Source organism: Planktothricoides sp. SR001 (assembly GCF_001276715.1).
GTDB lineage: Bacteria > Cyanobacteriota > Cyanobacteriia > Cyanobacteriales > Laspinemataceae > Planktothricoides > Planktothricoides raciborskii.
Genome location: NZ_LIUQ01000044.1, coordinates 1 through 25,099, shown reverse-complemented (window position 1 = coordinate 25,099; position 25,099 = coordinate 1). Strand labels below are relative to the sequence as shown.

Annotated in this window: 21 protein-coding genes; 12 read left to right on the top strand and 9 right to left on the bottom strand. The window is 43.7% G+C overall.

The annotated features are described in order from the left end of the window. Nucleotides 1-40: 40 nt before the first annotated feature. Nucleotides 41-3,154: an efflux RND transporter permease subunit gene (locus AM228_RS21440; RefSeq protein ID WP_054468993.1), complete on the bottom strand. Its 3,114-nt coding sequence runs from the start codon at nt 3,152-3,154 to the stop codon at nt 41-43. 278 nt (nt 3,155-3,432) lie between these two features. On the opposite strand from AM228_RS21440, the gene AM228_RS21435 reads away from it, so the two are divergent. From AM228_RS21435 to AM228_RS21405, 8 genes are all read left to right on the top strand, one after another. Further along, complete coding sequence (locus tag AM228_RS21435) at nt 3,433-4,491, top strand: hypothetical protein (protein ID WP_054468992.1); 1,059 nt, start codon at nt 3,433-3,435, stop codon at nt 4,489-4,491. Between the two features lie 844 nt (nt 4,492-5,335). Continuing rightward, complete coding sequence (gene ilvB, locus AM228_RS21430) at nt 5,336-7,171, top strand: biosynthetic-type acetolactate synthase large subunit (RefSeq protein ID WP_054468991.1); 1,836 nt, start codon at nt 5,336-5,338, stop codon at nt 7,169-7,171. A gap of 258 nt (nt 7,172-7,429) precedes the next feature. Next, complete coding sequence (locus AM228_RS21425; protein ID WP_231636893.1) at nt 7,430-7,768, top strand: type II toxin-antitoxin system HicB family antitoxin; 339 nt, start codon at nt 7,430-7,432, stop codon at nt 7,766-7,768. A gap of 90 nt (nt 7,769-7,858) precedes the next feature. Further along, nucleotides 7,859-8,035, top strand: coding sequence for a hypothetical protein (locus AM228_RS34430; RefSeq protein WP_190878719.1), 177 nt, complete (start codon nt 7,859-7,861; stop codon nt 8,033-8,035). After that, nucleotides 8,019-8,366 carry a type II toxin-antitoxin system PemK/MazF family toxin gene (locus AM228_RS21420; RefSeq protein WP_054468990.1) on the top strand — a complete coding sequence of 116 codons (348 nt, stop codon included), beginning with the start codon at nt 8,019-8,021 and terminating at the stop codon, nt 8,364-8,366. The genes AM228_RS34430 and AM228_RS21420 overlap by 17 nt, the downstream gene beginning before the upstream one ends. A gap of 595 nt (nt 8,367-8,961) precedes the next feature. Next, nucleotides 8,962-9,393 (top strand): hypothetical protein, encoded by a 432-nt coding sequence (locus tag AM228_RS21415; protein ID WP_054468989.1) that lies wholly within the window; start codon nt 8,962-8,964, stop codon nt 9,391-9,393. A 9-nt stretch (nt 9,394-9,402) separates the two neighbouring features. Continuing rightward, complete coding sequence (locus AM228_RS21410) at nt 9,403-9,843, top strand: hypothetical protein (RefSeq protein WP_054468988.1); 441 nt, start codon at nt 9,403-9,405, stop codon at nt 9,841-9,843. Nucleotides 9,844-9,866: 23 nt separating this feature from the next. Then, nucleotides 9,867-10,337, top strand: coding sequence for a hypothetical protein (locus AM228_RS21405; protein ID WP_054468987.1), 471 nt, complete (start codon nt 9,867-9,869; stop codon nt 10,335-10,337). 134 nt (nt 10,338-10,471) lie between these two features. Here AM228_RS21405 and AM228_RS21400 read toward each other — a convergent pair whose 3' ends face one another. Continuing rightward, complete coding sequence (locus AM228_RS21400; RefSeq protein ID WP_054468986.1) at nt 10,472-10,720, bottom strand: antitoxin; 249 nt, start codon at nt 10,718-10,720, stop codon at nt 10,472-10,474. 333 nt (nt 10,721-11,053) lie between these two features. Here AM228_RS21400 and AM228_RS33235 point away from each other — a divergent pair, with 333 nt between their 5' ends. Then, nucleotides 11,054-11,293: a hypothetical protein gene (locus AM228_RS33235; RefSeq protein ID WP_156331954.1), complete on the top strand. Its 240-nt coding sequence runs from the start codon at nt 11,054-11,056 to the stop codon at nt 11,291-11,293. 106 nt (nt 11,294-11,399) lie between these two features. Here AM228_RS33235 and AM228_RS21395 read toward each other — a convergent pair whose 3' ends face one another. Further along, the gene (locus tag AM228_RS21395; RefSeq protein ID WP_054468985.1) at nt 11,400-15,704 is read right to left on the bottom strand and encodes an NACHT domain-containing protein; all 4,305 of its coding nucleotides are present in this window, start codon (nt 15,702-15,704) and stop codon (nt 11,400-11,402) included. Nucleotides 15,705-16,219: 515 nt separating this feature from the next. Between AM228_RS21395 and AM228_RS21390 the strand changes: the two genes are divergently transcribed. Together AM228_RS21390 and AM228_RS21385 are read left to right on the top strand one after the other, a co-directional pair. After that, nucleotides 16,220-16,771 (top strand): hypothetical protein, encoded by a 552-nt coding sequence (locus AM228_RS21390; RefSeq protein WP_054468984.1) that lies wholly within the window; start codon nt 16,220-16,222, stop codon nt 16,769-16,771. Nucleotides 16,772-17,229: 458 nt separating this feature from the next. After that, nucleotides 17,230-17,550, top strand: a complete 321-nt coding sequence (locus AM228_RS21385; protein ID WP_054468983.1) for a helix-turn-helix transcriptional regulator — start codon at nt 17,230-17,232, stop codon at nt 17,548-17,550. A 233-nt stretch (nt 17,551-17,783) separates the two neighbouring features. Here AM228_RS21385 and AM228_RS21380 read toward each other — a convergent pair whose 3' ends face one another. Together AM228_RS21380 and AM228_RS21375 are read right to left on the bottom strand one after the other, a co-directional pair. Then, on the bottom strand, nt 17,784-19,703 hold the full coding sequence (locus tag AM228_RS21380; protein ID WP_054468982.1) for a DUF4914 family protein: 1,920 nt from the start codon (nt 19,701-19,703) through the stop codon (nt 17,784-17,786). Between the two features lie 544 nt (nt 19,704-20,247). Then, entirely contained in the window at nt 20,248-20,922 is a 675-nt protein-coding gene (locus AM228_RS21375) for a response regulator transcription factor (protein ID WP_054468981.1), read from the bottom strand. A gap of 166 nt (nt 20,923-21,088) precedes the next feature. Between AM228_RS21375 and AM228_RS33230 the strand changes: the two genes are divergently transcribed. Continuing rightward, nucleotides 21,089-21,754, top strand: coding sequence for a hypothetical protein (locus AM228_RS33230; protein WP_054468980.1), 666 nt, complete (start codon nt 21,089-21,091; stop codon nt 21,752-21,754). On the opposite strand, the gene AM228_RS21365 is transcribed toward AM228_RS33230, so the two are convergent. From AM228_RS21365 to AM228_RS21360, 4 genes are all read right to left on the bottom strand, one after another. After that, a complete protein-coding gene (locus tag AM228_RS21365; RefSeq protein WP_054468979.1) occupies nt 21,737-24,040 on the bottom strand; it encodes a serine/threonine-protein kinase in 2,304 nt (767 codons plus the stop codon). The genes AM228_RS33230 and AM228_RS21365 overlap by 18 nt on opposite strands. A 148-nt stretch (nt 24,041-24,188) precedes the next feature. Continuing rightward, nucleotides 24,189-24,350: a hypothetical protein gene (locus AM228_RS34425; RefSeq protein ID WP_190878735.1), complete on the bottom strand. Its 162-nt coding sequence runs from the start codon at nt 24,348-24,350 to the stop codon at nt 24,189-24,191. Continuing rightward, nucleotides 24,334-24,510 carry a hypothetical protein gene (locus AM228_RS34420; protein WP_190878737.1) on the bottom strand — a complete coding sequence of 59 codons (177 nt, stop codon included), beginning with the start codon at nt 24,508-24,510 and terminating at the stop codon, nt 24,334-24,336. Before AM228_RS34420 ends, AM228_RS34425 begins: the two co-directional genes overlap by 17 nt. Before the next feature lie 101 nt (nt 24,511-24,611). Beyond that, on the bottom strand, nt 24,612-25,099 hold a 488-nt coding region (locus tag AM228_RS21360), incomplete at its 5' end, for an HNH endonuclease (protein WP_197285357.1).

Sequence of the window (25,099 nt, the reverse complement as noted above, 5' to 3'; positions counted from 1 at the left end):
AAAAACCGGGTAACTTCGGCGAAACCCGGTTTCTTTATGATCACACTTCTTTCTCCTTATGACCATGATGCATTAAGCGATATTGGGCTTGCATCGCGATCGCATAAAACACGGGAATCACATACAAACTTAACAGGGTAGAGACAAACATTCCCCCCACCACAGTCATGCCCAAAGACACGCGAGAAGCAGCCCCAGCCCCGGTAGCAAATGCCAAGGGCAAAATGCCAAAAATGGTAGAAAAAGCGGTCATTAAAATCGGTCGAAAGCGGAGTTCTGCCGCATTAATTGCTGCCTTAGTAATTGACATTCCTTGTTCTCGTAACTGGTTGGCAAACTCCACAATTAAAATCGAGTTTTTCGTTGCCAAACCAATTAACATAATTAAGCCAATCTGACTAAAAATATCGAGTTCCAAACCTGCCCATATTAATGCCACAAATGCACCTAATAATGATAACGGCACCGCCAGCAAAATAATGATCGGATCAATATAGCTTTCAAACTGAGCCGCTAACACTAAAAAGATAAAAGCCAAAGATAAGGCAAAAGTAAAGATTGTGGATTGTCCCGCTTCTTTAAACTCCAAAGACTGACCGGATAAAGCAGTACGCATATCCGCAGGAAGTACCTCTTTAGCTAAATTGTCCAAAGCGTCTAAGGCTTCTCCTAAACTGAATCCGGGGGCTACACTTCCGGAAATTCGGGCAGCCCGAAACCGATTAAAGTGGTTAATTTGGGGCGGCGTTGTGTCGGGGGTAATGGTGACTAAATTACTCAAAGGAACTAACTGACCTTCCCGATTGCGGACATATAATTGACGAATATCTTCGGGAGTCGAACGAAATTCTTTTTCCGCTTGAACCACGACTTCATAGCGGCGGTTTCCTTGATTAAAACTGGTGATTTTTTGCCCGCCTAAAAGAATTTGCATAGTTCGCGCAATATCCCGCACGGAAATTCCTAAGTTAGCCGCTTGATTTCTATCAATGGAAATAGTTAATTCCGGCTTATTGATAGTTAAATCTGTATCAACATTCACCAGTTGCGGTAATTCTTGGGCTCGCCGAGTAAACTCCTCAGAAACTTGGGCTAATTCGTCAAAATCCGGGCCTTGGAGGACAAATTCTACCGCTTGACCAAATCCTGCCCCTGGTAAAGAAGAGGGATTAGTTGCCAAGACAATTCCATCAGGAATTGCGCCAAATTTTGGCCGCAATCGATTAATGATTTCTTGTTGGGATTGGTCGGGATTTTTGCGCTGACTCCAATCTTTGAGTCTAACAAATGCGATTCCTTGATTCACTTCTCCTGCTGTACCTCGACCGAAAGCCCCTACAGTAAAATAAGTTTCCACTTCTGGTACTTGGCTATACACTTCTTCGACTTGACGAATTAGGTTATCGGTATAGCTGAGAGAAACCCCTTGGGGTGCTCTGACGATGGTAAAGATTGATCCTCTATCTTCCGTAGGTAAAAAGCCTTGAGGAATTTGTTGAAATAAAATCACAGTCAATACTAAAGAGAGAAAAAATCCCCCAACCATGACAAATTTTAATGGCATGATTTTGATCAGTGACCAGCGATAGCTTCTTTCGACTTTGCGTAAGAATACTTCAATATAGCCAAAGAAAATGTTGAGTAAACTTTTCCTTGGCGAACGGGTTATAGACGATGGATTTTTTAAGATTCTCGCGGATAATGGCGGGGCTAAAGTTAAGGCCACAATGGTAGAAATCACCACCGAACCTGCCAGGGTGATGGAAAATTCCGTGAGTAATCGCCCGATGGTGCCGCTGGAAAATCCAATGGGAACAAATACCGCAACTAACACCACAGTAGTGGCAATGACCGCAAAGACGACTTCACCCACTCCAGCCATTGCCGCTTGATAGGGGGACATCTTTTTTTCTTCGATATAACGGACAATATTTTCTAGCACCACAATGGTGTCATCCACCACTAAGCCAGTGGCTAAGGTAAGAGAAAATAAGGTGAGGGTATTAATGGAATAGCCCAGGGCGAACATGATGCCAAATGCCCCAATTAAGGAGACAGGAATTGTCACCGATGGAACTAAGGTGGCTCGCCAGTCCCGCAGGAAAAAGAAGATGACTAAAATTACCAGGAAAATTGAAAGATAAAGAGAATGCCACACTTCTGTGATGGCTAAACTAATAAATTTCGAGGTATCAAAAGATAACTGGTAATTCAGTCCTTCGGGAAAATTTTGGGCGAGTTCAGCCATTTTCGCTTTCACCCCGTTGGCTACATCCAGGGTGTTGGATTTAGAGATTTTGACAATCCCTAAACCTACGGCATTTATGCCGTTAAATCTGACGAATGAGCGATCGTCTTCGGCGCCAATTTCCACTATTCCTAGGTCGCGCAAGTAAACTTGGGAACCATCAGGATTTTTTCTGATGACTAACTGTTGATACTCTTCCGGGGTTTGCAGTCTACCGAGGGTACGGACGGAATATTCTAAAGTATTTCCCTCAATTCTGCCGCTGGGAATTTCGATGTTTTGTTCTCTGAGGGTTTGTTCTACGTCGAGGACTGTGAGGTTGCGGGCGGCCAGTTTTGCCGGATCGAGCCAGACGCGCATGGCATAACGCCGTTCGCCTCTGATGATGATGTTGCTGACTCCGGGAACGGTTTCCAGGATATCAGTCACATAGCGATCAACGTAGTCGCTTAATTCTAAGGTGCTGAACTTATCGCTGTAGACAGCAAACCAGAGAATTGGCGATGAGTCTCCGTCTCGTTTGCTGACAACGGGGGTTTCTGCGTCTTCCGGCAGGTTGCCGATCGCACGGTCAACCCGACTTCGCACGTCTTGGGCGGCTTCTTCGATGTTCCGGCTGAGTTCAAACTCCACAGTAATTGAACTAACGGACTCGCGACTTTCCGATCGCATCGTTTTCACCCCTTCAATGCCGTTAATGGCATCTTCTAGCACATCAGTGATTTCCGTTTCCACCACCCTGGGGTTGGCACCAGGATAGGTGGTGGACACATTGACTGCTGGGGGGTCGATGCTAGGATATTCTTGCAAGGGCAAACGAGTATATCCCACCATCCCAATCAGAATAATGATTAGGGAACAGACAGAGGCAAAGACTGGTCGCCTAATAAAAAAATGAGTAAACATGGTTTTTTTCCTATGGCCAGTGATTGGTGTTGCCTGATTTGCCGATCCGCAGATTTTTAGCAAAAATCACGGCTTCTACTGAAATCCAGATTTTTAGGCGATCGCCCCTACACATCCCGATAACGATTCGGGCTGTGGTTAATTCTTTGAATTGTAACTTTTCTGTTGGGCGATCGCCTATATCGGTTCCGGGTGCGATCTAGTTTTGGCCTAGGTTTTGTCCAGCTTTGGTCTAACTTTGGTCTAATTTTTTTTATTTAAACCAGCGAGAAATATCGATGTCTAATCCATTAGTTCAACCTTTAAACCTGACTGCCCATGCGCGGTTGGAAAAATCCCTCGGCTATGAATACCCACGCCGTTGGGTGGCGTGGCACTGGGAACCGGACATTAACCAATTAATGTATAGCGATGGGAAAAATGTCGGGACTGGTTCGGCTTTAGCTTGGCAAGTTTTCCTGCAACATCCTCAAATTGCACCCCAAATTCAAGATTATGGTCTAAATCAAACGGACCAATATTGGTTACTCCTCGACCGAGAAAGCAGAAATCTCTATATCGGCGAAGCCAAAGTCATCCAAAACTTGCTGGAAAACCCGGAAAGTTTGCTCATGTTAGCAGGACTTGATGGCAACAGCAATTTTCTGGGAGATGTCCTGGGAGATACTAAAGTAGCAGTGCAAGAAACCGTAGAGAAAATTACTCAGGTTAATTTACTCGGATCCTTAAAAAAACTGCTACCCATTGGTGGAGCAATTGGCGCGATCGCCTCTGTAGGAATAGTGGCTGGATTAATTCCTTGCCAAAAGTTCCAAACCCGAACCAATATCACAACAAATCCTGTAATTTCAGTCAATTCAGAAAGTCCTTGTGGTTCTGGGGGAAGTCAAGATTTTTCTGCCTACAAAAACCAAAACAAAAATCAATCTGCCCTGCATCTAATTGGCATCTATGAAGCCCGTGGAGATCATCGCATTGACTACCGCCCAACCGGGGAAGTTACGGTGCAAATTGCCAAACAAAAACAACCGATCGTTCTAGCACTTTCTGCCTATGAACCTGTACAGTGGAAAATTAAAGCAGAACCCGGTGCAGTGATTTCCAAAATTATCGTTAATGGCTACCACGATCAACAGGTACTTGGAGTTGAAAATATCTTAGTCCAAGAATATAGCTATGAAGAAACCGGGCAATCTTTAGGTAATTTCATGTATGAATGGAATGCCTCGGAATCCCAATCTCCAAGTTCGTTAGTCACTAAACTGGAGCAGCTAACCGGCAGTCAGTTAACCTCTTTTCAAGGATGTTATCGTGGCACTCAGTTCCAGGTGAAATAACAGTGAAATAATATTCATTTAGAGTGAATTTTTCACTATAAAAACTCCCCAATTTCTCGTTTCCCACAGGAGAAACGGATGCTTGGGGGGTTTTTGATAGACTAGGGTCTATTTACCAACCAGCGATCCACCTGCGATCGACCAAGGGAGGAGAGGAGGTAGAAAAGTCCCTCGATCAAAGAAACCGGGTAACTTCTACGAAACCTGGTTTCTAAAGGAAAGGATTTGAGACAAATTTAATTTTTTTTTAAGCTTTTTTGACAAATTTTGTGATAATCTTCTGACAATATGCGGCAAATAACGGTACACGAAGGGAAATAGCGGGACACAAATTTATCTAAATATGAATATTCTTAAATAAATATCAAGAAAATTGCCAATCCCGAAATTTTAGGGCATGATTAATAAGTGAATCCCTTAAACGAGTGACTAATAAATCAAATCAAAGAACCATGAGATCATTACCTTATATGGATTAGAGATTAGTTCCTAGGAAGAGGAAATCGATTAGCAAACTAACCTGAAAACCTGACTAATCTCAGACTTACCCAGGAAATTTGCACCGAGTAAGTCTGACAAACTCTCCCCAATCAAATCCTCAATCAAATCCCCAATCAAATCCCCAATCAAATCCCCAATCAAATCCCCAATCAAATCCCCAATCAAGTCAAAATACCAAAATAAAAAATATGGGCTATATAATTCCCGCTGTATGAGAAAAATTATATATAAATTAAGGACATAAAAATTATCTAAATTTTGACATGATAATTTTGATCCCTAAACCGAATTCATCAGAATTCATCAACAGCTAAAACATTTGCGAAGATTACGAGGATTAGTTATGCAACTGCAAAATGTAACAGTTAAAAGAGTGAGCGGCGCTTTTGCTTTGATTGATAGCTTGAAACGTCACGGGGTACAGCATATTTTTGGTTATCCCGGTGGGGCAAACCTGCCGATTTATGATGAACTTTATCGTGCTGAAGCCGCAGGGGAACTGAAGCATATTCTGGTTAGACATGAACAAGCGGCTGCCCATGCAGCCGATGGCTACGCCCGGGCTACGGGAAAAGTGGGGGTTTGTATGGCCACTTCTGGGCCGGGGGCAACCAACTTGGTGACAGGTTTGGCGACTGCTTATCTCGATTCCGTGCCAATTGTGGCGATTACCGGACAGGTTCCCAGTGGTTTGATTGGCAGTGATGCGTTTCAGGAAGTGGATATTTTTGGGATTACTTTGCCGGTGGTGAAGCATTCTTATGTGATTCGCAATCCTAATGATATTGCTCGCGTGGTGGCAGAAGCGTTCCACTTGGCAAGTACCGGCAGACCAGGCCCGGTGTTGATTGATGTCCCCAAGGATATGGGAATTTTGGAATGTGATTATGAGCCGATTAATCCGGGGACGGTGCATTTGCCCGGATATCGTCCGACGGTGAAAGGAAATCCCCGGCAAATTAATCAAGCCCTGCAATTGATTCGGGAATCCAGTAAGCCGTTGATGTATGTGGGGGGCGGCGCGATCGCCTCTAATGCCCATGCGGAAATTCAAGAAGTGGCGGAACATTTCAAAATTCCTGTCACCACCACCTTGATGGGTAAAGGCGCTTTTGATGAGCACCATCCTCTGTCCCTGGGGATGTTGGGGATGCACGGAACTGCTTATGCCAACTTTGCAGTGAGTAACTGTGATTTGTTGATTGCGGTGGGGGCGCGGTTTGACGACCGTGTAACCGGCAAGTTAGATACATTTGCCAAGGACGCTAAGGTAATCCACATTGATATTGACCCGGCAGAAGTGGGGAAAAATCGTAAACCCGATGTGCCTATTGTGGGGGATGTGCGTCAGGTATTGATCGACCTGTTGCGGCGCAATCACGAAATGGGCAATGGATTGAACCCAGAACAAACGAAAGCATGGCGCGATCGCATTGCCCAATGGCAAAAACAATATCCCCTGGAAGAGCCCCATCCTTCGGAAACCCTTTCCCCCCAAGAAGCGATTGTGGAGTTGTGTCGCCAAGCCCCTCATGCGTACTACACCACCGACGTGGGTCAACACCAAATGTGGGCAGCCCAATTCCTGAAAACCGGCCCGCGCAAATGGGTGACAAGTGGAGGTTTGGGGACAATGGGCTATGGTGTTCCCGCTGCGGTGGGGGTGAAATTAGCCCTGCCAGAGGTGGAAACCATCTGCATTTCTGGGGATGGCAGTTTCCAAATGAATATGCAGGAACTTGGCACTATTTCCCATTACAAAGTGGGGGCAAAAATCGTCATCCTGAATAATGGTTGGTTGGGCATGGTGCGGCAATGGCAAGAAACTTTTTATGGGGAACGGTATGAAGCCACTGACCTGGAACAAGGCACCCCGGATTTTGTGAAGTTAGCCAATGTTTACGGCATTAAAGGCATTACCGTGAATACTCGCGAAGAATTGCCAGGGGCGATCGCGCAAATGTTAGCTCATAATGGCCCGGTAATTTTAGATGTCCATGTGAAGCGGGCAGAAAACTGTTACCCAATGGTTGCCCCCGGAAAGAGCAACACCGAAATGATGGGTTTACCCCAGACGGCAACCGAGGTGCTGGCTAACAGTATCCTAGAATGTCCCAGTTGCCATACGGTTAATCCTTCCAGCCATAAATGCTGTTCTGAATGTGGCACAAAACTGTAATGATACTGTAATAATTGATTAATCAGAAACCGGGTTTCTTGAAGAAACCCGGTTTCTTTAGATCAGGGGTAGAGTGGGTTAGGCACGCAGATATTTTGGCCACAAACAGATAACTTTAATTCGTGCCGTAGCCCACCGACTGACATATTAAGGGTAGGGTGGGTTAGGCACGCAGATATTTTGGCCACAAACAGATAACTTTAATTCGTGCCGTAGCCCACCGACTGAAATTATGTATCAAATACATTTTTCTCCCTAATGCCGAAAGAACCTAAGTATGAGGTGAAAATGATGCTTCATTATAAAATAATCCTCTATTGGAGTCAAGAATACCAAGCATTTATCGCTGAAGTTCCAGAATTACCGGGTTGTGCCGCTGACGGAAAAACCTATCAAGAAGCGGTGCAAAATGTAGAGGTAATTATGCAGGAATGGATAGAAACTGCCAAAGAATGCGATCGCCCCATCCCCGAACCAAAAAGACGTTTAATGATAAGAAAAAAACCGGGTTTCTGCGATAATTTTGGCATCTCCACAGGGAGGTTTTTGCAGAAACCCGGTTTCTGCAAAAACCGATGCAAAAGTAAGATGCTATAATAAGTCATATCCCAAATAAAATTATATTTTCTGGACTGACCAAACTCCATTGGTTAACGAAGGAATACAAATCTTGATTGGACAAACAGTATGACAGTAGCCGAAATCAAACAAATCATTTTTAATTTGCCCTTGGACGAACTGATCGCCCTAGATGAAGAAATATCAGAAAAAATCGCAGCTACAGTGATGATGAAATTGGCAGAAACAGGTTTTTCAGAGTGGAACGACCCAGAAGAAGATATATATAATGACGAACCAGCCTAACTGTTATGAAACTTGGCTAGTTCGCTTTCCTTTTAGCGATTTAGCCTCTAATAAGCTGCGACCAGCTTTAGTGATAGCCCGTCATCGCCAAGAGCTAATTATTTTGGGCATTTTTTCCAAAATTCCCTCCGGGCAATTGCGAGATACTTGGGTTTTGCTAGAGGATAATTATCCTGATTTTGCCCAAACTGGACTAAAAAAGACATCTTTAATTAGGGCTGATAAAATTGCCACTGTTGATGAGTCCGTATTTCAAAGGCAGTTGGGTATTTTGCCCACGGATATTTTGACTTTGGTGCAAGAGGCACTGAGGAATTCTCTAAATATCTAAATTTCTAAATCTTTAAATCTTACCTAGTGGGGTAGGGTGGGTTAGGCACGCAGATATTTTGGCAAAAAACAGATAACTTTAATTCTTGGCGTAGAAACCCGGTTTCTTCAAGAAACCGGGTTTCTAGCTGAATTTATAATATTGTCGAAACTGCCAGAGAATGCGATCGCGCCATTCCCAAACCAAAAATAATTTTAATGATGAGGAAAAACCCTGGTTTTTTTCTCATCATTAACTCATGGTTAATTTGTCTGCCTAGCCTAAACATTTCACACATGAAAATAAAAAAATGCTATATAATAGAAAATGTCAAGTGTGATGGAGATAACTAATGGCTCACATTATTCTTTGTCATTACGACAAAGGTGGAGTAGGCAAGACTACCTTAGCGGTGCATATCGCTGGGGTTCTTAGAAAATAACAATTAGGGCAAATCCTTCTCGTTGATTGCGATCCGCGTCCTGATGCCTGGAGTTTCTACAAAGGTAGACGCCCAAAATATCAAGAATTTTTAAGTTCAATCGATGGCTGGTTAGATATCCTCTGGAATCCTCCCGATTTTAACCGTCAATTTAAGCAAATAAAGAAGGCAGATTTGGCGACTTATGATTATATCGTCATTGATACTGATAGCCCCCCAGAAGATATGGTGACAATGATGAGTAATAACTATCCAGATACCATTGTAATTCCAATTAATAAATCGCAAAAGCGATCGCTCAACGACTTGCCCAGCTTCTTAGATACGGCTGCGGATGTAGAAATAAGAGCCAACCGCGAACCAGGAATTAATTACTATCCGATATTTTTAGTTGTACCTCTTGGCATTGAACAAGATCGAGTAATTTCTAAATTAGAGGCAGCAAATCCCAAACCTAAAAATTGTCAAGTTGCCCCAGGAATGGAGAATTTTCAAGATGAAATAGATAGTGCTCTAGAGCAAAATAAGTATATTTGGGATTGTCCAGGATTTGCATCTACTTATGAATATTTTTATAATCTTTGCCATGAATGTTTAATAATCTAGGAGGTGTCTATGACAGTCAGCCAGGATCAAACAACCGATGGAATCAAAGAACGAGCCTTATCAATTGGGTTACAGAAATCCGATTCCATGTTACAACAAGATCGATTTAGATTTTGTTTTGAAACTGAAGAAAAAAGAAAAGCTGATGAACTTTGTTCTATTTGGCTGGGAGTGCCGATGAAACAAATTATTCCTCAAGCAATTAAGTACGCTTTAGCCTATGGAGAAAAAGAGCAAGATTATCTGAATAAAATTAAAAACAATAGTCAAACTAATCAAGATTCTCAAAAAACATCACAAAGGTCAGAAGTGACGGTTCAACTTGATACTAAGACATTGGCAAAAATAGCACAATATGATATGAAGGGAAAGGAAAATGAATGTGCCATACTTGGAATCAATCTATTGTATGAAAAATTGATTCCTCAAAAATATAAAACTGAAGCATAAAGTTAACAATCTTAATCTATCTAATGGATGCAACTCAAATTAGGGCATTAATTGCTGGATATTTGAATTCAGATAATCAAGCAAAACAGCGGCTGGGTCGCTGTTTTGCGGTCGAACTAGGACTGGAAGCAGGGTCTCTCGGACCCGATGGTGGGGTTGATGGCAGTGGCTACAATGAAAATCAGCAAAAAATTTATTTTCAATGTAAGTTAAGGGGCAAGCCATTACCTCAAAGTGATGCGGATGAATTCTACCAAAAAATCACAGAAACCGAAGCTGATATTGGCATTATTTTGGCAGGAGTTGGGTATAAGAGAACCTTTATTCCACGGCGATCGCAATATCCTGAAATAAATCGGGCGATCGTTCATTATTTAACTCTTGAGGATATTTTGACTGAAAGTGATTCATTCAAATCCGCCCTAAAAGATTTACCCAAACTAAGTGATTTATCCGAAATTATCGATAATCACGAAAATTACCAACCAGTCTGAATGCTATGAAACAGGAGGATTAATCATGCCGGAACAATTACAGCAATCCAAGAAAATCGCATCTCTCAATTTAATCGCACTGAGCCGTTTAACCAAGTCTGACAAAATATTGGTATCGAGGAGATATTGATAGGTCATTCGCTCGGACTAAAATTTAATATCATCAAGAGTAGTGCTTCATCAATGTCAGGAAACTCATCGGCAATATCTGGCAATGTATTCAGCAGATCAAGCAGAGAAGTAGAAGCGATCGCTTCAATAATTAAGCGATCGCCTTCTTGACGTAGCAAAACCTCTGTCCCCGATAAAGCAAATTCGTGGGGAATGACCAGAACTTGATATTCTCCCTTTTTTGATAGAGAAATATGACGTGATTTTGGCATTATTTAACCTCTGATTATCTTTCATTGACAAGCTTTCTATACTGGCGATAAATTGATTATAAGTAGGTGGGCAGAAATAAATACACCACAGGCCATATCAGAAGAAAAACTGTCATTCCCGCGAAGGCGGGAATCCACAGTCTATCGGCGGGAAACGAAAAGTGCAATTAATTATGTTCACCTACTTACATATAACCGGAAAAAAACAGTCAGCAACCGACTGAAGCAGAACGCCAACAGACCGATCGCCTATCTTTACACCGATTGGCTATTTATAGCGGTTATTGTCCCTTCGGAAGTACAGAGGTTTTCTGGATTCCCGCCTGCGCGGGAATGACAGGTTTTTTTGTACTTCATAACTATGAGAATTGCTATATTGAAATTACTGGAAAATATCCCCGATCGCGATCGCCAAACCGGGCAGTAAGGGCGACGATAAAATATCCCCATTTAACTATTGCTTTTGACCAATTTTTAGGCAGAAACCGGGTACGAGCGATCGCATCTCTGTCACCGCACCAACCTTGTCATAGAAACCCGGTTTCTTTCCTGCGAGAACCCGGGTTTCTTTAGTTAATTTTGGGCTTGCCTAAATTGTCGCTTGGGTGAGAGAAACCGGGTTTCTTTAGTTAATTTTGGGCTCAGTTGCAAAAATTGTCGCAGAAACCCGGTTTCTGTCCTACTCCACCGCCCCCAACGCAATCAACGACGCTTTCTCGGCTGCCGTCAACCCGGTCACTCCGGCAATCTTCGCCCCGGCATAGAGTTTATTGCTAATGGTTTTCAGACATTCCCCGGACTGCAAATCCCAAATCTTAATCGTTTGGTCAGAACTGCCAGAGGCCAAGCTTTTCCCGTCAGGACTGATTGCCACCGACCATACCACGCTTCTATGTCCCCGCAAGGTTTGCAGACAGTCGCCGCTATGAATATCCCAGAGTTTTATGGTTTGGTCATCACTGCCAGAAGCCATAATATTCCCGTCCGGGCTGAATACCACCGACCTTACTGAATGGCTATGCCCCGGCAAAGTTTGCAGGCAGTGACCGCTGTGGATATCCCAGAGTTTTATGGTTTGGTCAGAACTGCCAGAGGCCAGAGTTTTGCCGTCGGGAGCGTAGGCCACCGATAATACCCAATTGTTATGACCCTGGAAGGTCTGAAGACACTGGCCGGTATGGAGATCCCAGATTTTTATCGTATTGTCAGAACCGCCAGAGGCCAGAATATTGCCGTCGGGACTGAATGCCACCGACCTGACCCAACTGCTATGCCCCGGCAAAGTTTGCAGGCAGTGGCCGCTATGGAGATCCCAGAGTTTGATCGTATTGTCATAACTGCCAGAGGCCAGGGTTTGACCGTCGGGAGCGTAGGCCACCGAGAATACCCAATTGGCGTGTCCCTCAAAGGTCTGAAGACAGTCGCCACTATCGATATCCCAGAGTTTGATCCTATTGTCATAACTGCCAGAGGCCAGGGTTTTCCCGTCGGGAGTGTAAGCCACCGAAAATACCGAATTGCTATGCCCCGGTAAAGTTTGCAGGCAGTCGCCGCTATCGATATCCCAGAGTTGTATCGTCTTACCAGAACTGCCAGAGGCCAGAGTTTTCCCGTCGGGACCGATTGCCACCGACAATACCAAATTGCTATGCCCCTGCAAAGTTTGCAGGCAGTCGCCGCTATGGAGATCCCAGAGTTTTATGCTTTGGTCATCGCTGCCCGAGGCCAAAATATTCCCGTCGGGACTGATTGCCACCGACCATACTAAATTGCTATGCCCCGGTAAAGTTTGCAAACAGTGGCCGCTATGGAGATTCCAGAGTTTTATGCTTTGGTCAGCACTGCCAGAGGCCAGAATATTCCCGTTGGGACTGATTGCCACCGAAAATACCCAATTGCTATGTCCCCGCAAAGTTTGCAGGCAGTCGCCGCTATAAAGATCCCAGATTTTTATCGTATTGTCATTACTGCCAGAGGCCAAAATATTCCCGTCGGGACTGATTGCCACCGACCTTACCCAATCGCTATGCCCTTGCAAAGTATGCAGGCAGTCACCACTATGGAGATCCCAGAGTTTAATCGTATGGTCATCACTGCCCGAGGCCAGAGTTTTCCCGTCGGGACTGATGGCCACCGACCTTACCAAATTGCTATGCCCCTGTAAAGTTTTCAGACATTCTCCATTCTCGATATCCCAGAGTTTTATGGTTTGGTCATTACTGCCAGAGGCCAAAATATTCCCGTCGGGACTGATTGCCACCGACTTTACCGGATTGCTATGTCCCAACAAGGTTTGCAGACAGCCGCCGCTATGGAGATCCCAGAGTTTTATGGTTTGGTCATCACTGCCAGAGGCCAGAATGTTGCCGTCGGGACTGATTGCCACCGAACTTACCGAATTGCTATGGCCGCGATAGATGGCTATTTGCTCGCCGTCCAACCCTTGCCAGAGACGAACTTCTCCATTATCGTGACCCGTGGCCAAGAACTTGCCATCGGGACTGAAAGCTACCGATAAAGCAGTATCGAAAGCCTTGGCAAAGAGAGATTCTTTGAGATTGGCATTGGTAAAATTAACATTGCGTAAATTAGCTTGAGTAAAATCAGCGCCTAAAATTACCGTATTGCTGAAATCGCGATTTTGCAGACTTATTGGATCGACTTTTAACAATACCGTTGCCGCATTGCCCCCCAGATAACCCACTTCCGCTTCAGTTTTGCCTTTAGTGGCAGCAATTAAATCAAGTAATCGCTGTTTAGCGATCTCCAGATTTAGCATGGGCAGCAATAAATCCAGCAAGGCTTTAGTCAGAGGGGCTTGGCCAAAGGTTTCGCGCAAGTTATCCGCAAATGAAATAGTAGCGACTTCGGCAAAGTCCGGCGCTAATATCCCCAATTGCACGGCGAATTTATAGGCAACAAAAAACTCTAATAAAGAACGATGGGCTGGGGAATAGTCACCATCAGCATTGCGAATTAATAGGGTTTGACCCATCATGTCATAATGCCAATGGTCTAAATCTTTTTGTTCCTGCACCACTGGACCAAAACAACGGCGAATCCGGTCGGGAAATAGGCGATAGTTGAGGCTCATTTGGTCAGTAGAAACCATTTCCCAAGCTAACTCACAAAGAAAATAAAGCTTATCCGTCATTGAGGTAAAGGTGCGCTCAGTTTTAATATCCCGTTCCATTTTGCGCCGCACCGCATAGAGATAAATTCTGGCTAAATCGATGGGCTTTCCTGACGAAATCTCTGGTAATGCTGACAAAATTAAATTGACCATGACCGGACGACGGGCTAAGTCCACTAATTCAGGATTAGCCATAATTTTCGCGATAGTTTCCGGCTTGGCTTCTCGTTTGCACAACACTTCTCTAATTTGCTCATTATTCAGTTTTTCTAACTCCAACACTTCAAAGTGTGGGGGTTGTCTGATTAATTTGGATGTTGAGGCTTGCAGTTCCGCATTGAGTAAATCCCGCCCTTCTTTGGCTTCGGGAAAATGTTCTGTGCGACAAGTGAGAATAGCCTTGGAACCGGGCACCACCACTTTAGCCAATTCCCAAAAGTTATTAATCATTTTCTGGCGATCGACCTTGGCTGCCATTTCGTCAAAGCCATCAAAAATTAACAACAATTTACCCATACGGTTGAGTTGTTCAAAGGCTTTATAATTGGGCAAACCTACATCATGTTGGCGAAAGAAAAATTCGGAAAACAGCGATTCCACTGATACTGCTTTGGCATAGTCTCGCAAAGGAATCACCAAAGGTAAACGAGGCAGTTTATTCCCTTCTGCTTTTGCTGTCCGATATTTTTGCACCGCTTGCCACGCATAGTGCAAAACAAACCAAGTTTTGCCCGTGCCAAATTCCCCTAAAATCGATAAATGTTCTTTAGCAGAATCGTTTAACCAAGTATTAATGTAGCGATCTATCCAACCATTGCGTTGGTCATAGCGACTTTTTCCCAGACTTTGCTGAGTTTTTGGGTCGAGTTCTTCTTTAGTACAAGCAAGGGGTACATATAATGTATCGATTTTTTGGCGTTTAACCTCAGTTTCTAACCAATTCAAATAACCGCTAAAGTTTACGGCTTCATCAATCAATTCATCAAAGGTATAGCAAAATAAACGGCGATCGCCCTCTACTGCATCTCTAACCGCTTGACTCACCCGACTCGGCGCCACTAACCACCCTTCATCAGTCTGATGTTTTTCTACGGATTCCTCTAAAGCTTTTAAATCATTAATATTTGCTTCTCCTTCAATGCCACGAACTAAAATTCGGTCATATCTTCGCCTTGCGGGAACTTGAATGATCCATTCAAAATAGTCTGATTCCCAAACATCTTCTCTCTCGAAATCATATAAAGCCTCAAACCAATCATGTAATTGCCGGGTAAAATTGCTATTAGAAAATGCGGGGCGATCGCCTGGTGGTAAACTATGCAGACTCTCGAATCGTTGGTTAAGTTGAGCGATCGCGCTTTTGAACTCTGCGTATAAGCGATCGATTGTCTGATCGCGTCGCACTTCTGCGGGGTTGCGAGTGCGTTTAACAATCTCAATAAAAATATCGCTAAATTTAGCCAATTCGGGCAAAATATTTATGCGGCGATCGCGGATTTCATCTCCGAGGGCATATTCTTCAATATATTTTTCTACTTGATTTAAAAAAATTCTTGGATTGTCTCCATTAAACGCCTGGTGAAATGCTTCTTTTATTTCTTTTTGGCGAAATAGTTCCAGAATCAACCGCAAATCTTCCTGATTCAATATTCCTAATTGATTCGCCCCATACTCGACCAAAGCATATTGATAAACCCCAGTAAAGTCGGCTGGGGGATGCTCTGGATCGAGATTAAATTTTTTTAGTATTGTAATAAATAACTCTTGACGTTGAGCTTGCTTTACCGCCAAAGGTATGGCACCCTTAGACCCAGCTAGGATGGCATTAATAACATCGTCAATTCCAAACATAGCTAAATTTCCTTTTTTTAGACTGAGACAAAATCCCTCAAGATCGCGGTTCCATCTCCCAATTCGGGAGAGGGGAGTCAAGAGACTCAGAAAAGTGGCTGATTTTTATTTTAGCATATTTATACCAATTTCAAAAATTCATCCAACAGCCCCTAACATTCGTAGGGTGGGCTACTATGAAGAGAGGAAAGAGAGGAGAGAAAAGAGAGGGGAGAAAAGAGAGGGGAGAGGACTTTTTCCTATTTGATCAGCATCCTCTATCCTATTTCCTCTATCCTCTATCCTATGCATCCTCCGATGTGTGTGGATTTTTGCCCACCCTACAATATAAATACTTATTGTTGCCTAAATTTTTGTAAATGGTATTATTTCCAATCAATTCAATATTTAATTGGCAGTGAACCTAGAAACGTCAGACTAGAAGCAGTGGAACTATGAGAAGATAAAAAATTCTGGTTGATTACTTTGGGATATAATCTATCTAAGTCAATGCTAACCAAAGGGTTTAAACAGGCATGAATGATTCTCTGGCTTTGAAGTTAGGAAAGTTACAAGCGCAAATTTATTGGCTACATGATGCGGAAAAATTTACTGAATTGGCAGAAAGTGCCGCCGAAATTTATCAATGTTTAGGTTATGACGCAAAAACCGCCGAAACTGTTGGCAATTTAATTAGTCAAGCTTATCAATTAGCGGATCCGGCTGATTTGGCTTATCAAGCCGGTGATTTTGATTTAGAAATGCAGTTTTATCATCAGGTTAAGGATAAATTATTAGAAGCAGAAGCTCATTTAGGTTTACCAGAAAGTATCGCTGAACATCAAATGAAATGGTGGCTTTATTTTCGCCATAAACAAAAGTTAAAAGTGGCGATACATTTATTTTTACAACATTTTAAATCTTTAGGATGGATTAATTTAATCCCAGCGATACAAGTGAGTTATGATTTAGTGAAAATCTGCAAAATCCATAAGTTACGAGACTTGGAAATGACCGCTGAGTATGCCAGTCACTACTGGAGTATTTTGCTGAAAATGAAGCCGCCACAATATCCTTATTTGGGTTAACTATAATATAGCATTTTTTATTAGAGATGTAAAAGGAAACAGGGAATAGAAAATAGAAAACAAGATCCGTGACTTTGGCTGAGGGAAATATCTCCGATCAAAAGCGACTAAAAGCGATCGCCTATAAAATATCTTCTTTTGCCAATTCAGCTTTTTGCCAATTCAGCCCTTGAAGTAAAGTTGAATACCACACGGGGGGATTTTTTCGTTTAATCTTGTTCAGGGAGTAGGGACCCGCGCATTTCGGCAGGAAATTTCTGCCTTGACAGCTATAACATATATACCGAAATGCAACGCCGCCCTCTCCTGTAGATGGCAAATCTTGGAAAATACAGTAGGACTTAGGTCGCTACTCTCTATCTAGGATTTTGTCGGGGCTTCTCTCCGAGAAAAAGCCCCGCATTACCTGAGTGCGGCAGTCCGATAAAAATAAAAAAATAACATCCTCAAATATTGAAATGCGTTTTCCAGCAAGTTACTTTAAGGCAGATTTTTTCAAGGTGCTTTCTAATCCGATCCGGATTCAAATTCTGGATACCCTGCGTACAGGAGAAAAAAACGTCAATGATATTGCTCACTATCTAGAGTTAGAAGCATCTTCAGTTTCTCAACAACTGACGGTGTTGCGTCGCAGTAACTTGGTGATCGCTCGCAAGCAAGGCAACCAGGTGTTTTACTCAATCCGGGATTTGGCGATTTTTAAAGTGCTCGATGCAGCTTTGGAAGTGTTTAACAACCACCTAGTTGACGTCCGGGAGACTTTGGAAAAACTAGAGTAATTGCGATCGCAGAACACAGAGGGAATGAGGAGGGGAGGAGGGGATGAGGGGCTCTCGGGGCAGAGGTTTGTAGGGGCGACAGCATTGGCCACAAAAATATTTGCATCCCTGCCCAAATTTATATTGGCCAATGCTTCGCCCTAATTGACAATTGATAATTGACAATTGATAATTGTCAATTATCAATTATTTTCCCCCGCTCCTCCGCTCCTCCGCTCCTGATCGCTGAATCTTTAACTTTCGTTCACCACCACGGGATAAGGAATCAAGCGTTCATAATCTTGCAGAGTGCCATTCGATAAACAGCAATCGATAATCTCTCGACCTACGGGGTCAAGATCCGGTTCGAGAAACTGCTTAATTTGCTGGTCAAAAAATTCCTTGAGAATTTCTGCACCGCGATCGAAAGCTTCATCTCCGACCTCCGGCTGTAAATTGACCCGAAAAAACCAATTACCAATAGTTTGGCCTTCCACAATCATCGATCGCAGAGTATAGCCCAACAGGGAACAACGAGAAGCCACCGCTTGCTCTCGACTAATTCGAGCGCCACCACGACGAGCGAGATATTCCCGTGCGATCCACTGAGGCATAAAGCCCACTTCCCAAGCCCCAATATGCTGATTGGGACATAAAACATAACGCACTTTAGGAGTAGAAATAATTTGTTGCAGAATTAAATTCGCTTGAATCACTCGCCGACCCGTGGCAAAAGGCCAATAAGAACCGACCCCCTCAGAAGTCATCCCCTCTTTTTGCACAATACTGGGGTTGGCGTAGCCGCGAGGAGCAACCAGTCGCCACAGCCAAGCTAGGGCTGGTGGCAGAAAATGCAGTAGGCCGATAATTCCATAAGTGGGCAATTCCTTAGTACAGGGAGGAGTGCGTACCCCAAAGCTGCGAATATCCACACTTACAGGGCGGTTCACCACTTGCGGGATAATTGCTCGTGGAATTACCACACGGGGGTTGGGGCAAGGTTGACCCGGTGCGTCCTCAACATGATCCCAAATCAGGGCAGTGCTATGGGGAGGCGCATCAATATTCAGGAATAGCAGGGGTTGCGGGGGATGGATGGTCAATTCTTCCAGGGCGGGGTCTGTGCCGTAGCGAGTGATATGGTTCAGGCGAACAAACCAGGCATTTTCTGCATCCATCACCGCCAGTTTATCTTGATTTTCCGGTCTACGGAGACTGGGATGGCACAATGCCATGTCATCGGTGACAGGATGCAGTTCGCAGCCCCTGGGCAAGATTAAGGTGCGCTCGTCTCCAGTGATGATATTTTTCCCCAGCAGCAGGCTACCGTCAAACCGACGGTGAATTTGCTCCAGCATCTCGCTTTTACCGCCGCCACTTGCCCCTTCATGCATCAAGGTGATGTGATTATCGTAGGGAGTGACGACTCTGACGGTGGAAGCGTGAGCGGTAATCCAGTTTTCTTGTTCGCCCAAAGTTAACAGAATGCCGTAAATCCCTTTTTTGGCACTAGGCCCAGGATAGAGGTTGTAGCTAAATATTTCGTGTAAACCAGGACAACGATTGTGGACCACCACTTGTTTGCCGCCAAAGACTGTATGGCGGAAAGGCGGAGCCACATAGATTACCCCTCCCAGGGAAAATTCTGGGCCTAAGCTGGCTGGGTCGTGAATCCCTTGGAGCAAGGATAGTCCAAAGGCAAAAAAGCCTGCATTGGCCGGTGCCACAACTACGATCTCCGGTCCTTTGCCTTGAACCCCAGCCACGAAAACAAATAAGGCCAGTTCCTGGGTTTTCAGCCATTCAAAAGTCTGCGATCGCAGGGTGTCAAAATCAAAGCCATACCGGGAATTAAAGGTCTTTTTATTGGTGGGTTGGTCGTCACCAATCACCATACAATCGGGATCGCGCCGTCGCATATAGGGCTCGGTATAGTTAGCGCAGATACCATTTTTAACTTTGCATACCACCGCTTCAACTACTTTGCCCCGATTGGGAACTTCGTATGCTACTTCGTGATAACCTGGCATTAAGATATTGAACTCCGCATCCCGAACCGCCAAGTCGATCAGTTCCTCGACGTTTGAGGCAAAGGTAAAACCGGGGCAGGATTGGAGAATATCGATCAGTTCTGGAGGTAACTTAAAATTAGGAAGCGAATTTATTGGTGCCATAAACTTCCTGAACAATCTATTAATAAAAACTACTGGAACTATCTGACAGATTTTGGTGAAATCGCCCTTTCATCTTTCTACAGGATCGAGCCAAAATTTCTCTGATTGCTTTGGCCGATAATGATTTGGTGAGCAATGATTTGGGGAGCAATTTTTTGATTCTGCCTGATTTAGTAGCCTAACAGCAAAAATTACCTGAACTGCTGAATTTTTATAAAGATTTAACTTTTAGAAATTTTGGTGATTATTTTTCTGCTTAAATTTCTTAAAAACTATGAATATGAAAATATTTGCATATTTATAGATAGTGATTTAAAACTCATATATTAAATAACTGCTATAAAAATTAGAGCCAAAAAAAGAAACCGGCTTTTTCCCATAATTTTTCCTATCGATAGCCTGAAGGTTGGGAAAAAACCAGAACTGAGTAAAATTTATTTGCTTAACTAGACTTTAGGGCAAAAAAATCAGCACGGATCTGTCATAAACCGCCGAAAATACCCCGAAAATATTCCGAAAATATCTCGAAAATATCCCGATTTACCTAATCTCGCAACACATAGCCGATTCCCCGCACGGTTTGAATCAGACGCTTTTCATTTTTGGCCTCTAGTTTCAATCGCAAATAGCGAATATAGACCTCAATAATATTAGAATCGCCCATAAAATCATAACCCCAGACATTTGCGAGAATTTGCTCCCGGCTGAGGACTTCGCGGGGATGAGAAATGAGGTATTCTAACAGGTCAAACTCTTTGGCCGTCAGTTCGATTAATCTGCCGCCGCGAAACACTTCACGAGTTCGTTGGTTGAGATTCAGATCCGCAAAGGTTAATCTGTCTGGGTCATCTTCTTGAGTGCGTCGGAGGTAAGTCCGAATTCGGTCTAGGAGTTCTTCTGTGCTGACGGGTTTGAGTATATAGTCATCAGCCCCCGCATCTAAACCCGCTACGCGAGCGGGTACATCATCTTTAGGGGTTAATAAAATTACCGGCACCATATTGCCGTTGGTTCGCAAAATGCGACACAGTTCTAATCCTGAGAGTCCCGACAACATGGAATCCAGAATCACCAGATCCGGGTTCAATTCTTGGGCGGCTTTCAGTCCTGATATGCCATTTGGGGCTACAGTGACTTGGTAGTTTTCATATTTTAGTTCTAGTTCAATGAACTGAGCCAGCTTTACTTCATTTTCTACCAGCAGGATATGTCCATTCATAATACAGATGATAATTCAGGGTGAGCGATCGGTTGTTCTGTCAAGATAGCACTGTCAGCGGGGTGGCTGAGAGGCGAACCCGATCGAGAGCGATCGCTCAATATCAAGATCGGCGGCAGAATCGATAAAATGGATGCGATCGATCTGAATGTGCTGGTGAATTGTGATGAATTTAAAATTTTTCCACCGACAAGACCATGTTGACTTTGATCAAATTTTTCACCGGATTGAATTTATCCCCTGGGGGTTATGCGGGTTGTTGTTGTTCAGGTGTTTTCTCTTGGTTCTCTATGGGAGTGAGGCTTCGGCGACGTTGACCCCGGGCATTAACCCGAATGACTTATCGGCGATTCCGGTACAGAGTAGCCAAGGGTTTGAAGCCCTGACCCAAAAGATAGAACAAAAGATAGAACAAAAGATACAACAAGAGATACAACAAGAGATACAACAAGAGATACAACAAGAGATACAACAAGAGATACAACAAGAGATACAACAAGAGATAAAAATTGTGGAAATTTCCTTATTACCCAACCAGGAACGGGATAATATTACGGTGAATCCAGAACAGACTTATCAAGCGTTTACGATTTGTCAAGCTTTGTCTGACGGTAAGGGCTGCCAAGAACAGATATTTATTGAAGATATGACTACGGGCAAATTTTATCAGATTCAAGGAATTCCTCTGTCTTGGCGTCCTTTTACGAATCTAGCTTGGACTGATGAGAAATATTTGGCATTCGATCGCTGGTCAAATCCTTATTATGGTTTACATTATGTGGTGGATATGAATCAGAAAAAATTAGTGGATATTTCAGCGGTTGGGGAATGATGAACGAGGAGATTTTTCTAAGTCCCAAATTTTTACGGTGCGATCGCTGCTGCCACTGGCAAGGATATGACCATCGGGGCTAAAAACTACCGATTCCACCCATCGGGAATGCGCCGATAAAGTATCAATCACTTCTCCAGTATCAAGATTCCACAATTTAATGCGACCGAGTAAGCTGCCACCGGCTAAAATTTGCCCATTGGGACTAATGGCAACGGATAGCATACTGCCAGAATGACTAGCTAAAGTGGCGATCGCTTCTCCGGTTTCTACTTGCCAAAGTTTAATAGTTTTATCCGCACTGCCACTGGCTAACCGCTGACTATCGGGACTAAATACAACCGAATGCACGATACCAATATGTCCCAATAAGCGGCGATCGGGCTGAAGATTAAAGCCAACTTTTCCTTGAATTTGGTTTAAATTCCATAGATGAACGGAACCATCTTCTGCCCCACTGGCGAGGACTTGACCATTGGGACTAAACGCCACGGAAAATACCCGGCCCAAATGCCCCGAAAATGTGCCAATTTCTTCGCCTAATGCCAAGTTCCAAAGTTGAATTGTGCCATCATACCCCCCACTAGCTAAGAATTGGCTATCCGGGCTAATCGCCACCACAGAAACCCCAACTTGTTGGGCGTTTAAAGTCGCTAATAACAAGCCACTGGATAAATCCCAAATTTTAATATTGCCTCCGTAACTATTAGTGCTACTGACTAATATTTTACCATCAGGACTAATGGCAATGGAAGAAACAATTTCCCCCGCATCAGAATGTCCGGTTAGCGTTTGCATCAGTTCGCCGGTTTTCAGGTTCCAAATTTTTATCGTGCCGTCAAAACTGCCGCTGGCAATTTCTGTGCCATCGGGGGTAATTGCCACCGATTGAACATCTTGATCGTGTCCAGATAAGGTTTTATATAAAGAAATATTTTTGTCTGATAAATTGGGGGTAATTGCTGAAGCAATACTTTTGGCAATCGCTGGTTTTTTATTAGATTCAGAACCCGGTTTTTGGGGCGATATTGCCGCCGTGACATTAAGCATTGCCCTAGCCAAAGGCGCAGTTTTAACCGGAGAAACTTCCCGGTTATCTGTGAGACTTTTTTCCGGCATCTGAGGAGGTTGAATTGTCTCAAATTTATTATCATTTTTATGCGGCAACGGTGATGTTGACAATGGCGATTCTGTCGAATTATTTTCAGTTAAATTAGCCCGGATATATTTATATATATTGACTTCTAAGTAGCCCACTATACCAATTAATAAAACTGTGGCAACAGCCAATTTTTTAGATTTTAGGTTCGGTTTTTTCCAGGGTTTTGCTTTTGGCAAACCTTGATATAATAAAGGATAATAAAATAAAAAGTTGTTTTTGACTGTTATATTTTTTTCAATTTCTGTTAATTGCTGGAGAATAACATGGGTGTTTTGAGGCCGATTTCCGGGCAAGCGAGAAATCAGATAGTCAATAAAATCTGCCAAGAATGGAGAAATTTTCGGAGCCGAATTTCGCCATTGCAAAGTATCAGTGCAGGGGTCATAAAATTCCAGGGGATGTTTACCCGTGAGTAAATGCACAAAAGTCCGTCCCAAAGCAAAAAAATCTGATTGGGGGACGGGATGACCATTTTCTTGTTCTGGGGGCGCATAGCCTTTGGAAGCAATCACCGTTCCGCGATGTCCCACGCCCATTTTTGCTAAATAAGTGCCGGTGACTTCGCGCACTGAACCAAAGTCAATTAATGCTAATTGACCATTGGGTTGCAGCATGATATTGGTGGGTTTGATATCTCGATGGAAAAATTGCCAGCGGTGAACTTCTTGCAAAATATCGGTCATTTGTTTGAGCCAGTCAATGGCTTCTTCTTGAGTGATTGGGTAGTTGCCCCGATCGCCTAACCATTCTTCTAAGTTTTGACCGTAAATCTTTTGCATAACCAAGCAATGTATGGACATTTTGCTGGCTCGCATCTTAACGGTAAAATAGCCTTGGGGTTCAACCCTGGGAATTCCTGGGTGTCTGAGTTTTTGTAAAACATTGGCTTCTTGTTTAAACAGGGCGATCGCCTTGGGTTCTTTTAGTTGCAGCACTTTTAAAACTTTGGCAAAACCGCGATCGTCCACTTCATAAGTTTTGGCAAAACCGCCCTCTCCCAGCAACTTCGTCACCCGATAGCGTCCGGCAATCAGTAATTCCGTACCGCATTGACGACAAATTCGGTTATTCGCATTTAAAGGATCGCTCGGTTTGGGACAATTGGGATTAATGCAGTAACTCATGGAAGCCGATGGTAAAGCGATATTTTTCTTAGATCATAGCTGGATATCGCCGATCTGTAGTTTAATCATAGACCTCTCGTCCCCGAATTGACCGTCGGAAAGATTTTGAACCACCAGAAATAAATTGCCAGCGGGCAGTGTGGTAAGGCTACCGGCAACCGGGCAGGAGTATCAGATATTGTAGGAGTATCAGATATTGTGCGATCGCCGACGGTTCCATTCCCCGAATTAAATATCGTTCTGGAAAAGTGTTGCTCATATCTCCCTTGCCAAAACACCGACGAGATGCACATTTAATTGCTGCCATCATCACGACATTGCTGGATAGCAACGGGTAAACTCCCAAAGCCAATACTTCCCTGCGGTGAACCTAGCTGATCTCGTCGCCCGATGTTTGACAATTGCCTATCAACCTGATACCAGCGCGGCAATTCGCGACTTAAAGCAGCAGCTAGGAGTGCTTTAGTCATCGACCTACCTGTGAACCAACGACGAGTTATCGGGTAAGGTTCGGGAGTCGCCTCTCTCCCCTCCCCCAAGAACCGTGCGTGACTGTTTCCAATCACACGGCTCAAGCCTTACTTCCAGCCATTAACTTGGGTTTTGAGTGTACCTGTTTGTGACACGCTTTGTGCAAGTGGATGAGATTCTCGGTGTCGTCCGAGCCGCCATCTTTCACGGGTACTATGTGATGGGTTTCTATTTCTTCTCCGTTGAATAAGCTGTCTCCACATATCGGGCATTTCCATTCCTGGAATTTGGCTATTTGCTCGTATTTTGAGCCTTTTGCCCAGTGGTTTTTCCCGTTTTTGATGCTTCGACTATGCCAGTATTCCCGGAGGGTAGGGTCGTCTGGACTTGCCTGACCTTTGACTTTGATGTGCCTGACAATTGGGGTTTTGCTGATGTCGTATAAGATTTCGGATTTTTCCTTGCCTTTTCTACCAGTTCCCTGACACATGAACATCCAATCAACTCCTCTATATCGCTTAAAGTAGCGATTTTTCACCCATTTTTTTGGTTTGTTGGGATGCCGTCTTAGAGACCAACGCCAGAGGT